This is a genomic window from Dissulfurimicrobium sp., assembly GCF_049968175.1.
GTDB lineage: Bacteria > Desulfobacterota > Dissulfuribacteria > Dissulfuribacterales > Sh68 > Dissulfurimicrobium > Dissulfurimicrobium hydrothermale.
This window is the reverse complement of the sequence record NZ_JBMFRG010000048.1, coordinates 1-14,712: the sequence shown is the minus strand read 5'-3', so window position 1 is coordinate 14,712 and position 14,712 is coordinate 1. Positions and strand designations below refer to the sequence as shown.

11 protein-coding genes are annotated in these 14,712 nt (G+C 46.3%); 6 read left to right on the top strand and 5 right to left on the bottom strand.

What is annotated here, in order from left to right:
* On the bottom strand, positions 1 to 704 hold a 704-nt coding region (locus ACP5SG_RS07205; protein ID WP_428123142.1), incomplete at its 3' end, for a cation diffusion facilitator family transporter.
* A complete protein-coding gene (locus ACP5SG_RS07200) occupies positions 701 to 3,805 on the bottom strand; it encodes a ChaN family lipoprotein (RefSeq protein WP_428123140.1) in 3,105 nt (1,034 codons plus the stop codon). The genes ACP5SG_RS07200 and ACP5SG_RS07205, both read right to left, overlap by 4 nt.
* 263 nt (positions 3,806 to 4,068) lie before the next feature.
* Between ACP5SG_RS07200 and ACP5SG_RS07195 the strand changes: the two genes are divergently transcribed.
* The 6 genes from ACP5SG_RS07195 (at position 4,069) to acpS (ending at position 9,132) form a co-directional block, all read left to right on the top strand.
* On the top strand, positions 4,069 to 4,335 hold the full coding sequence (locus ACP5SG_RS07195) for an FtsB family cell division protein (protein ID WP_237888194.1): 267 nt from the start codon (positions 4,069 to 4,071) through the stop codon (positions 4,333 to 4,335).
* Between the two features lie 16 nt (positions 4,336 to 4,351).
* The gene (locus ACP5SG_RS07190; protein ID WP_237888195.1) at positions 4,352 to 4,543 is read left to right on the top strand and encodes a hypothetical protein; all 192 of its coding nucleotides are present in this window, start codon (positions 4,352 to 4,354) and stop codon (positions 4,541 to 4,543) included.
* Positions 4,544 to 4,554: 11 nt separating this feature from the next.
* A complete protein-coding gene (locus tag ACP5SG_RS07185) occupies positions 4,555 to 6,318 on the top strand; it encodes a hypothetical protein (RefSeq protein WP_424661169.1) in 1,764 nt (587 codons plus the stop codon).
* A gap of 295 nt (positions 6,319 to 6,613) precedes the next feature.
* The gene (locus ACP5SG_RS07180) at positions 6,614 to 7,555 is read left to right on the top strand and encodes a PhoH family protein (protein WP_428123144.1); all 942 of its coding nucleotides are present in this window, start codon (positions 6,614 to 6,616) and stop codon (positions 7,553 to 7,555) included.
* A 19-nt stretch (positions 7,556 to 7,574) separates the two neighbouring features.
* Positions 7,575 to 8,750 (top strand): pyridoxine 5'-phosphate synthase, encoded by a 1,176-nt coding sequence (locus tag ACP5SG_RS07175; RefSeq protein ID WP_428123136.1) that lies wholly within the window; start codon positions 7,575 to 7,577, stop codon positions 8,748 to 8,750.
* Complete coding sequence (acpS, locus tag ACP5SG_RS07170) at positions 8,725 to 9,132, top strand: holo-ACP synthase (RefSeq protein ID WP_237888198.1); 408 nt, start codon at positions 8,725 to 8,727, stop codon at positions 9,130 to 9,132. Before ACP5SG_RS07175 ends, acpS begins: the two co-directional genes overlap by 26 nt.
* 7 nt (positions 9,133 to 9,139) lie before the next feature.
* Here acpS and ACP5SG_RS07165 read toward each other — a convergent pair whose 3' ends face one another.
* The 3 genes from ACP5SG_RS07165 to ACP5SG_RS07155 all read right to left on the bottom strand — a co-directional run.
* On the bottom strand, positions 9,140 to 10,783 hold the full coding sequence (locus ACP5SG_RS07165; protein ID WP_424661171.1) for a hypothetical protein: 1,644 nt from the start codon (positions 10,781 to 10,783) through the stop codon (positions 9,140 to 9,142).
* A 35-nt stretch (positions 10,784 to 10,818) separates the two neighbouring features.
* Complete coding sequence (locus ACP5SG_RS07160) at positions 10,819 to 12,045, bottom strand: D-alanyl-D-alanine carboxypeptidase family protein (protein ID WP_424661172.1); 1,227 nt, start codon at positions 12,043 to 12,045, stop codon at positions 10,819 to 10,821.
* A gap of 114 nt (positions 12,046 to 12,159) precedes the next feature.
* The coding region (locus ACP5SG_RS07155) for a glutamate synthase-related protein (protein WP_428123130.1) at positions 12,160 to 14,712 on the bottom strand (2,553 nt) is incomplete at its 5' end.

Sequence of the window (14,712 nt, the reverse complement as noted above, 5' to 3'; positions counted from 1 at the left end):
GTGTCAGGGGTTAAAACTATCATCCTTATATCCTTGATATCTTCTACAAGGGGCATATCTTTTAAGTATTCACGCACTTCATTATGGAGTTCCTCCGGCGAGGCCTTTTCTATTAGATACTCAAGGTTTGTAAAGATCAGGATCACAGCAATAGCCGCCAGCACGACACCAACTATAATGGAACCGACGGCGTCCCAATAGATATGTCCTGTAAACCTGGTCAACAATACAGCGACCGCTGCCAGAAATAGGCCGAATACAGCGGCGCTGTCCTCGAGAAGGACCGCCAGATTTGCGGTATCACAATCTTTTTTATCAATAATTGCAACCACGAGCGAACTTCCTTCAGCGATGAAGGAGACCGCCAGCACTGCAAGCGTCCAGTTGGTTATCAGTGGTTCACGGGGATATACCAGGGCCACTATGCCGTGATATATCGTAACGCCGGCACCAACGAAAAATATTCCGCACGCGGAGATAAGCCCCCATACATAACGCTCTTGCCCCCTCCCAAATGGAAATTCCTTAGATGGTCCGATCTTGCTCCTTATGATCCCGACCCATATGAATCCCTGGTTGAGCGTATCGGCGAGGGAATGGACAGCCTCGGCTAACATTGAGGCGCTCCCACTTGAAAAGGCCACTATGAATTTGAGACAGGTGATCAAAAAATTTGCAGTTATAGCGACCTTTACCGATCTCATCGCCCCATTGCCCCACGCCTGTCTTTTCCAGTGGAAATACGGCGATGAATATCTTGCATAGCTGGATTTTGGGATTCAAACGGCCCAACTTCTATAATCTCATCCTTCAATGTCTTTCCTTTCCTAAGTATGCGTATCGACGCCTTAGAACCCTCATCCTTAAAAAGGAGATCCAGCTTGAGATCTTCGACAGTCTTCAGCGGTCTGCCATCAAAGGCCAGGATCACGTCACCAGCGCGAAGCCCGCTGGATTGCGCCACGCTGCCTGGCATCACCTCTTTTATTATCAGCCTTCCGCCTTTATCATCAAGCAATACACCCAGCTTGGCGGAAAAGGGGGCGGGGACATCGGATGGAAAGAGAAAATAGTCTGCCATGCCCCTTTCGATATTTTCGCGTCCGCCTGCTATGATTATGGCCTGACTGTCATCACCTCGTCTGAAAAGACGCGATGGAATACCATAGCCAAAGGCCACATGACCGGCACCGGCAAGCACCACCATCTGCCGTTTTGGATTGTTATCAAGATATTCATAGATGCCTTTGGCCATGGCCTCGTCCCAAAGGACCTGGGCCTCAAAGAACCTTTCGAAATCTTCTGCAACGCCTTCAGGGTGATTGTCAAAGACATTTCTTAACAAGTTCCTGTATGCGGCATTGGAGAGATCAATGTCTTTAGGGATCTCCTTTTTTTCATCTGTGGTCAGTGAGGAGAGGCCGTCTCTTGCCACCTTGCGTGATATCTCGGACCTGAGATTCAGCGCCACAATGGGGATGCTATGGGCCTTACAAAATTCTATTATCGGCCTGTAGAGATGGTAATCGTAACCCCATCGTTTGTAATATTCAGTCTTTGTCAAAAACTGCCTCTCATCTATCTCACCTTTAAGATACCGGTCTATAAATACCTGGAACGGGTGCTGAAACATCTCCATACCTACTGCTATCTTTCTGCCTCGTCTGCAAAGGCCTTTGATCACCTGAAGTTCGGCAAGATGATGGCCAAAGTTGTCGTGGCGTTCCCCGAAAAAGATCACCCGCTTTGATGCCACCTTGTCGAGTATATCATCGAGGCTTGAGATGTCTTTTGATGCGATCCCAGACACCTCAGGCATAACCTCCAGTCCTATCCCGTCCCTTGTGGTCTTTTGACCCTTATCTACTACCGTTCCGTTTTCAAATCTCAAAAAACTGTATCTGCCGCAATGAAGGAGCTTCATCTGGACGGCGACCAGCTCTTTTTCCGACGAGGCATTTATAACAACCGCAACCTCTTTCGAATTAAACGGGTTTGATCTGACATCCACGGACACCCCGTTTTTTATATCTCCCTGAAGTGGCTTGACGCCGCAGTCCGCGGCGGCCTGATCCCCCAGTGCTATAAAAGAACCATCTTTAAGCCCGTCATGGCTTACTGTTGAACCCATTTCCAGTTCTGAAAAACCAATGTGTCTTAAAAATCTTACAAACCCGGCATATAGGCGTCTTTCAACCTCACTTTGAGGCATTACAAAATACCTCTTTTCGGCACCGAAGAGCCGGGAAAGCACTGTAGGGAATTCTTCTGAAGAAAGTTGCCTGAAAATATCGTAATTTGGATCAAGAGTTACACTTAACACCTGATCCAACGGCCCCAAATTGATGATATTTTTTTTGGCGTCGATCTTTTTCCACAAGGTCTTCGCCCCTGAGGCCGTCTCGACAAGCATCGGAACGTCCAGCACATATGGAATTTCAGTATGTTGCTCTATGATGATTCCTGTCGCAGATGGGTCCATTGTAATGGAAAGTATAGGCACATCGGATCTACCAAGCCACTCGCTAAAAAAATATGAAAGGTCCTTCCCCGATACCTGGCTGAAGATATGTTCAAGGTCATTCCATGACACCACCTTGAAACTATAGTCAGAAACCAGCTTTTTTATGGCTTTATAAAATGCCTCATTTCCTATCTCATGCCTAAGCATATGGAAGACAAAGGCGCACTTGTCATAGCCTACGGCCTTTGCGGCCTTGTCAAACTGCGAGGCGAAGTCATGAATGGGCAGGGTATTATCTTTATGTACATAGCTCTGGTAATTGATCAACATGTCATGCCTTGCGGCCTTTCCCTCCCCTTTCCTTTCCTTGTAAAGGTAATCGGCAAGATAGGTGGTAAGTCCCTCGCACCAGTTGCCCTGTCCATAGTCCACATAAATGGAGTTTCCAAACCATGAGTGGAGTATCTCGTGTCCAAAAGAGGTGTCGACTATAAACGGCAGCCTGATGACCTGCTGGCCGAGAAGGGTATAGGTGGCAAAACCAAGCCCAGTCGGGGCCATGTTTTCCACAACTGCAAAACGTTTGAATGGATACGGCCCTATCAACCCCTCATAGAACTTAATATAGTCTCTCGCCTTTTTCAGGTAGGTACTGGCAAGTCCACTGTCTTCTGGAAAAAGATAGGCGTACAGCCCTATACTGCCGCAGTCCAACTTACTTATCTGATACTGGCCTATGACAAGGGATACATCGTCTCTGGGATGAGGAAAATCAAAAACATAGGTCACATATTTCTTATCACCCCTATTATCCGTCGTCCCTTTTTCTTCTATATCGTCCGCCTCGGAGACGGCAACAAGCCCTTTTGGTATCGTGGCACTCAATCTATAATAGGCAAGCCCTTCAAAGATAGGGCACCAGTTATCCAGCAGTGCCACAAAGTCAGATCGTTTCATCACATCAGTCACATCAGTACGATCTGTTGGATCCGGTTGGATGTTCCTTTCAAAACGGATGACAACATCGGCCCCTTTTTGGGGGGCGGATATCTTAAAAAACCAACTATCAGATTCAGGTTTAGGGGTCACCACCTTCCCATTGATCTTGATCTCCTTGAGATCAAACCCTTTCTTGCGGAATACAGCCTCCGTCAAGGGTTTCAGCCTCGTTATAGCCTCTCCAAAGATTTTGTGTCTTGCCGGATCAAACCTCACCGTTATGTCCATAGATCTTGATTCATCCGTTATGACCATGGCCTTCGCAAAAACAACCTCTACCCTCCCGGCACAAAAAAGAAATACCGCAAAAAAGATAGACGACAGAAACAGATTGTATCTCATAACTCCCACTTCCTTATATCCTCAGATAAGTGTATAACCCCCGTCCGGCAGGACGAAAAAATATTTGCAATAACCCATTGACGCACATGTCGTTTTTATTATAGATAAACCATTGACGACCATGTACTCAAACTAAGATAACCGGTTTTTTAGACAAATTAAACACGATTAAATATGCAGCATAAGGTTATGCCTTGAAACCGATACGAAACAGCAATGGCAAAAACAGAAAACGCGATTCGGCGTGGTTTTTTTGGGTTATAATGCTACCCTCCTTATTTTTTCTTATTATCTGGTCAGTATTTGGGCCATTTGGAGTATGGAGGCTCGAAAAAATAAAAAATAGGCGTTCGCAGCTTGCGGCAGAAAATATAAACAAGGCGAAGCTCAATGCAGAGATGGAAGAAGATATCAAGCGCCTCAAGATAGATCCTAATTATCAGGAACAAGTTATAAGGAAAAGGCTCGGATTCGTCAAAAACGGTGAGATAGTATATGAGTTTATAGATAAAAAAAGGGATAAAAACTAGATCGATTATGCTAAATGTGAAGACAATAACAGAGTTTATGCAATATCTTACAAGCGGGCAGTGGGAAGAGGATTTTGAATGCCGGACCCCAGACGGTCAGGCCGAGATGCTTGACCTGATAGAAACTATTTTTGACCTTTGCGAGGCTGCTGACAGCATATTGACCAAAAGGCTATATAAACAAATGGGGGGAATTATCAAGGCATAGAATAATCTCAAATGGAAAGATTTAGATATCTGGCAGATGGAGAAAATCCCGAGAGAGACGCATGGATCGCAAATTTTTTTACCGAAAATCACCTGGCCTATGAGGCATTTCCCCACAAGGTCGCATCCCCTGAGCAACTTAAATTTGTCGTATTCCTTGACAAGCAGCCTTATTATTATCCATGTACCCAGGAGCTCTTCGAAAAGATAGTAGATAAAAAAGGGGCTGAGACATTGGCCCTTGAATATTTGAAGGTCTGGGAACGCCTTGAGCCACTCGTGACATCTGTCATAGAATCTCCATATAGAAGAGACTTCCTCTTGAGCCTTCTAAAGATAAAATTCAGACACGAGACTGCTTCATATGTCCTTTTACCTTCAAGATTGGAAAAGAGACTGCTTCAGATATTTACAAGGGTAAGCGAGATAGACCGTCCGCTTTCCAAGATGAAAGAGGCCCAAAACAGCCGCATGGCGGCTATCTTGAGATCAGAAGCCTTCCATGAAGCGCTCAATGATCCTGCGGGTATAGAGGCATCGAGCCTTGCCTCGCTTGACAAATTGGCTGTAGATATCCGTTTGTTGCAGCTAAAACGCCTTATTTCACTTTCGAGCCATTCCGAACTCTGGGCAAATGGCGCGCCATCGGCTCTGAAAAAAGATGGACTCCTTTCTATGATGAGGTATAAACCGGCAGGGACGGGTTGGCAATGGCTTGTAGATACCATTAAAGGCTGGCTGTCATCTGGTCAACGGCGTTATGTCTTATGGATGGGTGTTCATTCCGGCGAACTTATACTGGACCTCGCCATGATCCGTATCCTTATAAGTCTGGGCATAAAGGTCATTATAGCCGTCAAAAAGGCGTTTTATTATAATGCGGTCACTATAGCTGACATGCTTGAAGACCCGTTTATCCAAGAGGCTATAGGCAAGGCCGAGATCATAACCAGTCCCGCTATTTCAAAAAAGGACCTCCTTGGCAAGCTCCAAAGCGACACAATGCTTTTTATAATTCATGACGGTACTCAGGAACGTTTTAATCCGCTCTTGGTGTCAATAACATTTTCAAGGGTGTTCAAAGAGGTGGATGCAATAGTTTTAAGGAGTAAAACCGACGCCCACTGCATATTGCAAGGCCCGTTTCAATTTACAAGGGATATCTTGGCCATTTATGCAGACGGCGATGGGGCTGTCACGTTAATAGAAAAACCCAGGCACAAATTAGCCGTGCGTTTTTCAGAAACAGATCTCAGGACCAAGGCCGACACCCTTATTTATCACATGCGTACCCAAAAGCAGCGTGGCAAGACCATTGTGTTCTACAGCGCCATAGTAGGAAGCATCCCGCATCAGATGGAAACTGCCAAGGAAATACTGAGGGTATTTGTAAACTATTTGAGAAAAAAGCAGGAAAATGTGCTGGTCATAAACCCTGCTGAACATTTTGAACCAGGAATGGATGCAGATGACCTCATGTATATGTGGGAGATCGTACAGCGCAGTGGTTTGATCGATATTTGGCGCTTTCAAACAGTGGAAGACATTGAAAAGGCCTTCGAGTTGATGAAAAGAAAGGTCCCGCCTGAATGGGTCGGCAAAGATGCCACCTACAGCACTGGCTGCACAAAGGAGATGCAAATTGCACTGGATGTCCAAAAAAGTTACCCCGAGATGCAAATTATAGGACCGAGCTGGGACAAATTTTTAAGGAGAAAGGAATATGGCGTCGGAAAACTTTATGACAGGGTGCTGGGGGATGATTTTGCGTATTAGATTGATCGTATCCGATCGAAATTTGATGGCATCGCAAAAAGCCGCCGACTGCCGTGTTGCGCTGTATTCTTTGTCACTGCGGCGTACAGGAGGTAGCCTCATTCCTCAGGATCTGCACGCTTGCATTCACGATTTTTGCTTAGCCATCTCATATAAAATGACTTTTTACGAGATCATCACATAAATCAAGAAATAATATTAAAGGGAGAACGTTAAAAAATTGTCAAAACAGATAGGACTGAAGGCGCCGACGCGAAACATACAAAGGACATTCGATGACAACGAACTTGCCCTAATGTTGTATGGAGAGCACGGGAAAAACTTAAAGGTTATAGAAAATACACTCCATGTAGCTATAAGTGTAAGGGGTAATCAGGTTACGCTCACGGGTGAACAGATGGACATCGAAATTGCTGACAGGGCATGTATGGAGCTATATGATCTGGTGAAGTCAGGCTATTCCCTATATCCCAAGGATGTTGAATTCGCCTTACGCATCTTGACGGAAAACCCTGATGCTGGCCTGAAGACGATATTCCAGGACAAGCTTTTCATCAGTTCGGGCAAACGTGTCATCACGCCAAAGAGCCTCAATCAAAGTCTATACACAGAGGCCATACGTACGCATGATATAGTCTTCGGCATAGGTCCTGCTGGGACAGGAAAGACATATCTTGCAATGGCTATGGCCGTATCATTTTTGCTGAGAGATAAGGTCAAAAGGATCATATTGACCAGACCGGCTGTTGAAGCCGGCGAAAAACTAGGTTTCCTCCCAGGTGATCTTGCAGAAAAGGTCAATCCATATCTTAGACCCTTATATGATGCCCTATATGACATGTTATCTTTTGAAAAGGTATTGAATTTGATAGAGCGACAGGTGATTGAGGTCGCCCCGCTTGCCTTTATGCGAGGCAGGACATTAAACGATGCCTTTGTAATATTAGACGAGGCCCAAAACACCACCTCTGAGCAGATGAAGATGTTTCTTACAAGACTTGGTTTTCATTCAAAGGCCGTGGTCACCGGCGACATAACCCAGATAGACCTGCCAGAAAAACAGTTGTCAGGGCTGATAGAAACACAAGAGATATTAAGTGGGATAGATGGCATCGCATTCATCCAATTCACTAAAAACGACGTGGTGAGGCACAGGCTGGTAAGTCAAATCATCGAGGCATACGAAAGAAAAGAAAGGCGCTGCCACGCCCAATACCGCGGAGAAAACTGTGTTTAAGTTGAAGGGAATAAAATAAATGGCGGTATTGATACGGATAGAACATGACAATGCAAATGGCTTCAACCTAGTCCTTATAAAACGGTCGCTCTCCATCCTCATGAGGGGCATCGGCAAAAAAGATGCCGAACTGAGCATCCTATTAACCGGAGACAAAGGTATAATCGCCATTAACAAGGAATGGTTCGATAGGCCATGGCCGACGAATGTGATCTCGTTCGGCCAGGCTGACGGCGCTGCGACCCAGCATCAGGTTGGGCTTATGGGAGATATAGTGGTATCTATAGATGCTGCAGCCAGGGAGGCTGTAGAGATGGGCGTCAGCCTTGACGAGAGGCTTATTGATCTCTTGATCCATGGACTTGCGCACATATTAGGGGAAGATCATGAATTAGGCGAGGCCCATGCGGAACGCATGAGAAATAAAGAGCGTGAGCTCAGAGATATTTTGATCAAGGAGAAAAGGATGGCTGATCTTTGTATAAATATTGATCATATCGCTACAATAAGGGAGGCAAGGGGCATAACCGAACCTGATCCGATAATGGCAGCTGGCATTGTTGAACTTGCAGGCGCGGATGGAGTCGTTGTGCACCTTCGTGAGGACAGAAGGCACATAAAAGACAGGGATGTACGGATATTGCGCGAGGTCATAAAGACGCGGCTTACGCTTGAAATGGCGGCGACGGATGAGATGATAGGGATTGCCTCTGAGATTAAGCCCGATATTGTAACGCTCGTTCCCGAAAAGAGACAAGAGCTCACTACAGAGGGTGGCCTGGATGTCGTCAGGCTTGAAGACGATTTGGAAAGGGCTGTATCCAGGTTGCATGATGCAAATATACCGGTAAGTCTGTTTATCGAACCTGAAAAAAGACAGATTGAGGCTGCACAGAGGACAAGGGCGGAATGCGTTGAAATCCATACAGGGAGATATGCTGACGCACCTGATCATGAGACCGAAGAACGAGAATTTGAACGTATCGCGAATGCAGCTAGGTTTGCTTATGATGTTGGATTAAGGGTCCATGCCGGCCACGGCCTTAACTACAGAAACACGGCCAGATTATGCCAATTGAGTGAAATAGCTGAATTCAGCATCGGTCACTCGATCATAGCACGGGCTGTACTCGTTGGCCTCGAAAAGGCCGTAAAAGAGATGCTCTCAATTGTCAAACGCGGCCATTTGGCCTGATGCCATGATCATCGGTATAGGCGTTGATATCGTCCACATACCAAGAATAAAAAGGGCTGTGCTTCGCTGGGGAGGGCGTTTCACCTCTCGCATCTTCACTGAAGATGAGCTTGAATATTATCTCGGGCGCAAGGATCCCTATCAGGGTCTCGCCCTTTGTTTTGCAGCCAAGGAGGCATGTTCAAAGGCGCTCGGTGTGGGTATCGGCAAGACTATGGGGTGGCGCGATGTATCTATAACACATTTGGCGTCTGGCAAACCCATGTTAAACCTAACCGGTTCGGCCTTCAAAATATCGCAAGAGTTGGGTGCAAGTCTGTGGCATGTAAGTTTAAGTCATGAAGCAGCTTATGGTGTAGCGATGGTCGTGGCAGAGACTTAAGAAGCGGTCAGGCGAGATCCTTCACCGTCTGCCTGAATACCTCGGCAAAATCCTCAGGATAGTGACCGGTCACCCAGCGTCCTTGACGTTCGCTGAACGCCCCTGGCGATTGGGGGTGCCGCGGCAGGAAACAATAAAAAAGCCGCTGGTCGGGGTCTGGATTGTCAAACCTCTTTGAGACCTCATAACATGTAATCATCTCCGCCCCAAGGCGATGAAGACCTTTCATGACCAGATAGATAGCGGCGTCAAGGGATTTCCTAGTCCCTGCATCGGCCTCAAGGATATTTCCAGCCCTCACCTTTGTCATTATCTGCACCTCGCCCTGTGAACGCTGGGCCTTGGGCGTATGCACGATGACATGTTCATCTTCATATATGACAAGACTTTTCGGAAGATCATCCCGAAAGTCGAGCCTCTTGTTTGAATATATCGCATTGATATAGGCATCAAAAAAAGAAATATTATAATATCTGCGGTAATGGGCTGCAAACCTTGCCGCCTGGTCACCGATGGTATAAGTTGGGAATCTGCCTTCACCGCATGTTGCAACGGCGTCCTTTGGTATCAGGGCGAATTGCTGGTGTATCTGCTGATGCGAGGCATGAAGCCTGTATCCTGACGGTGAAAAATCGAAACCGTAGTTCCAGCCCCAAAGCGTAGCATTGAAGGGGATATCTTTACCTGTCATCATCATTTTCTTAACAGCAGAATAGAGCATTGATCTCAGCCCCTCCAGGGTTTCAAAAGACAGATCTTTATAACCAGACAGCGGGATGCCGAGCGAGACGGCAAGCTGGACGTATATACGCTGGTAATAGAGCGCCCTGAGGCCGATGATGTCTTCATGCTTGAGTCTTTCTATGCTGTATCTGATACTGTCGTGGGCCATATTTGATGCATAATGCCCCCATGGAATATAGCTATTGGCCCTCATGTATTCCCATACGTGCGTCTCGCCTTCAGGGCCATATTCGCCTACTATGGGATTTGGACCCTGAACGCCTGGATTCAGCACCATGGCCTTTTTATAATCATTAGGAAGCGCCTCGTTATTCGCCACCACTTCGAAGAGTTCATAGTCTTTGATGAGCGGACGCTGATTCCCGTTTGCATCTTCTAAATAGCAAAGCCCACATGGCTCCTTGTTGGAATCAAATTCCATATCGCAAGAGATTTCTGCTATCGCCTTCAGAACATCTGCATCTTTGCTTGTCTGTGCGAGGGCGAGCAGAATTGTCCTCGGGAGATCAGAGAGCCTATAAGGTCTGCCGTTTTTGTCTTTGAGCCGTCCTTTCAGCAGGTCAGCCAAAATACGCGACCGGTCTTCTTTTTGCCCTACCCCATGCCTGAATCTAAAGCTCTCCATAGTTAATGTTCTGTTATCGGCCTGCGGCTTCAGGATATAGGTAGCGCCCCAAAACGGAAATGGATTTGGGACCTCATAGACCTCCTCAGCCCCGATTATCTCGAGATCGTCGGACGGGAAATTAACCGAATTATCGACCTCAACGCCACCTTCAGCAAGACTACCTATCCGCATCAATATCTTGTTCTTTCTCAAATTTTTTACAGTAAAAGACGGAGAATGTAAAAGACACAAGAAAGAACCATCTGGTTTTACACATGTATAAGGTAAATCAATATCCATCTATCCTATTCACAAATATCCTTTTGATAATAACCTTAATTCAACAACATCGGTTTTACATCATATTTATTTTCAACTATTGTTAGTATGTGTTTTATTTTTCTTGGTGCCCCTTGTTCCTTTATAACTACTCTATATAGATTATCTCTATTTTTTAAAGTTGTATTAAATCCATCTTTTGCAAGATATTTTTTTAATTTTTTGGCATTGACCGCCTTTTTAAAGGCTGCAACTTGAATAGTATATGTCTTAAACTCTTTCTTTGTTATATTTCTTTTTTTGCTTTGCTTTTTTAATTTGTTTTTTGCTATCAATATGCGTTTTTTATGTATTGCATGTTTAATTCTTATTGCATGTTTAATTGGTTTATTGCGTTCAAAAGCTACATCGATGGATTTTTGATCATGTTGTAAAGAGGCAAAACCATAATTTAACAATCTTCTGACATCTTCCCAATTATCTTTTGAGCCAAGCATGCTCACTACAAGCTTTCTATCGCCATATTTTACCATACCTGCAAAACAATGCATCGCCTCTCTGGTATATCCTGTCTTGCCGCCTTCTGTGCCTTCAAATGACCAGAGTAGTTTATTATGGTTTTGAATATATAACTTCTTGCTTCGTCCTGATGGACGAACTATCTTTACCGAAGTAAATTTTGTTTTTGTTATTTTAGCGAATATTGGATTTTCTTCGGCCTTGTCGAACATCACGGCAAGATCATATGCTGTAGTGTAGTGATTTGGTGCAGGAAGACCGTTCGGATTGCTGAAATGGGTATCAACCGCACCGAGCTCGCCGGCCTTTTCGTTCATCATCTCCGCAAACCTCTTGACTGAACCGGCAACCCTTTCAGCCACCACCACGCTTGCATCATTGGCCGATTTAAGCATGACACTGTAAAGGAGATCTTTCACCGTCATCCTGTCGCCGGGATGGAGCCCCAGTTTTGACGGTTCAACTCCAGCGGCTATATAGTCGGCAACTGCTGTGTCGTTCAGCTTTAGATGATCAAGGGCAACCAAGGTTGTTACAATTTTTGTCGTGCTGGCCGGCGGGAGTTTGAGATATGGATTCTTGGCATACAAGATCTCGCCGCTTTCTGCATCCATGACAACAGCGGCCTTTGCGCTTACATAAGGTTCATATGCAAAGGCCAGGCCATGACCTACTAAACAACAGCAGGCAGTAACGATACCCCACCAAAAAACATGGAAAAACCCTCCGACCCCTCTGTTGGAACATCTTGGATTCTCTTGCATCCGCGCCTCCTCTTCAGAAAGATTCAAGATGAACAAATTTATATTTTGTAGTTGTTTAATCGTTTAAACAACATGAGATCAATTTAAATACTACCAAGTATTTCAAATAAAATCTTACTGGGCCATCATCTTGACGGTCTTCGGGAGAATCATGACAAACCTCTCCTCGGCTTCTTTAAGGAGACCGGCCACCGCTAACGCCTCCCCTTCCTGCAAGGTCTCTTTAAGCTTCATTATATAATGACCCAAGAGCTCGTCAACATCGGCCAGCCCTTTGGAATCAATCGCCTTCAATATAACATCAGCACCTCTGGCGAGCCTTCGCTTCAAGGAATCAACTGTAAAGCCGAATTCCGGATAGAGGCATTGATAAACCACGCCGCCTGTCATGCCTGCGCATATCCATGGGCCTGGATCCCCCAGTACAACCACCCTCCCGCCTGTCATGTATTCAAAGGCGAATCCCTTAAGATGCGACCTAGTGGCTATATTGCCCTCTTCATCGCGCACTCTCTCTACTATGCGCGCGCCAAAGACCGCATCGGCCCCGGACATACGAACGCACGCCCTTGAATCGGCATAATTCTGGATGATAAACAGGCCTTTTATTGCACCGTAAGCCAAACTCTTTCCTGTTGAACCGTCGATCCTTTTGCCCAGGCAATTGAGACCCTTAAGAACGGCAAGAAGGCCGCCGATGCTGCCCTTGGCCGCACCGTCTTGCGATCCGCCTTCAACTATCGTGTCGATATTTGCGATGTTGAATGCGGAAAGGCCGTTTCCAGGCACGGAGGAGTCAAGATGGAGGACCGCCTTGTAATCGCTATGATCTCCAAAGCGTCTAACTATGGCCCCCGCAAGATAAGTCCCTATGGCCCTATCTGTACTTCGAACATGCTCGTCCATAAAATCGACCTCTTTCTTGCCCTTCTCGAATTGCTCCATTGCAAGGTCACTTATGAGTTTTGTAAGGTGATTTAGCGGCCTTCTTATCCGCATCAATCCATGAGATTTGTCATCGGGTCCGGAATATACAGGCTTTACCAGGAGACTCTTTACATCTATCACATCGTTAAAACGATCTTGCCTCAAGAGGTCTGTGCGGCCTACAAGGTCTTGAAGCCGCCTTTCGCCCATCTTGGCCACAAGCATGCGGATTTCATCCCCAATGGCGTTTAAGAGCCTCGAAAGATTCTCGGCCTCTTCATCTACCTGGCGTGGGGTGAAACCCTTCACCCCCTTTGCCTCAGCATCTTCCTTGGTTCGAAGTTGGGTAGAGATACCGCGCGGGCATCTGTCAAGATGGCAGCGCTGACAGCTTATGCAACCGACACCCATAAGGGCCACCGTTCCCATGCCCACGCGGTTTGCACCGAGAAGGATCATCTTTACAACATCCATACCACACCTTATGCCGCCGTCACACCATATCTCTACATGATCTCTTAGCCCGGATTCCACAAGAGCGCGGTTGGCCTCGCTCACACCTATCTCAACAGGCAGACCTGCATATCTCTTGGCGTGTTCCCTGGCAGCCCCTGTCCCCCCTTCAAAACCGCTCAAATTTATAACATCGGCCCCGGCCTTGGCTATACCAACTGCTATAGTTCCAACGCCGCTTGTCACAGGGATCTTCACCGAGACCTGCGCATCTGGATTGGCGGTCTTCAATTCAGTAATTATCTGGGCCAGGTCCTCGATTGAATAGATGTCATGGTGGTTGGATGGAGAAATGAGGGCGATGCCAGGGTTGCAATGTCTGGCCTTTGCCACTATCTCAGACACCTTTGCGCCGGGAAGGTGTCCACCCTCGCCAGGCTTTGCCCCTTGACCGATCTTTATCTCAAGATAGGCTGCCGAGTTTAAAAAACCCATATAAACGCCAAATCTGCCGGATGCTATCTGTTGACCCCTGTTTTCACGATAACGGCCCAGCATATCTGGTATCTCACCACCTTCACCATTAAGACAAATAATATTAGTTCTCTTTGCCGCTTCAGCATATGCCCTGAAGGAATTCTCTCCTTGGGAACCAAAAGACATAGCAGAGATCAATATAGGCATGGAATGCCTGCCGATTGTTATGTCGACCTCTTCCATGGTAAGTCTATGGTCAGGCGCGGTCTCCTTGATAGAGATAACATGCCTTATGGCAACAGGACTTTCGTTGAATATCCTGCCGACTCCCTCGGACATCTCAAGATAACCGGCCTTGCCAACGGCTACCTCCCTCAATATCCTGCCCACCTTCGGATTCTTGGCTTGATCCTGATACAGGACCCCTTCTTCAGGGGCTGTCGCCCTGGCATAGCGACGTCTGGCCATATCTTCAAGTCTTTCATAACTAAGGCCAATATCTTCAGAAGAACAGAAGCTCGGCGTCCCAAAAAGCTCCGAAAGTTCAGCGTTAAGTCCGATCGAAGCAAATATCCTACCGTAGCCGCACAGCTCATGTATGCCCATGGTAGACATGACCTTTTCTATCCCTTTTTGAAGTACGCCTATGAGATTTGAAAGGAGTTTTGTAGCGGTATGTCTGCCGTCGGAACCCTTGCAAGCCATGCGCCACAACAAATACGGATTTAAGGCGTCAGCGCCGAGACCCAAAAGAAACATGATATCGTGGAGGTTTCTGATCGCGGCGGAATTAACTATAATACTACATCT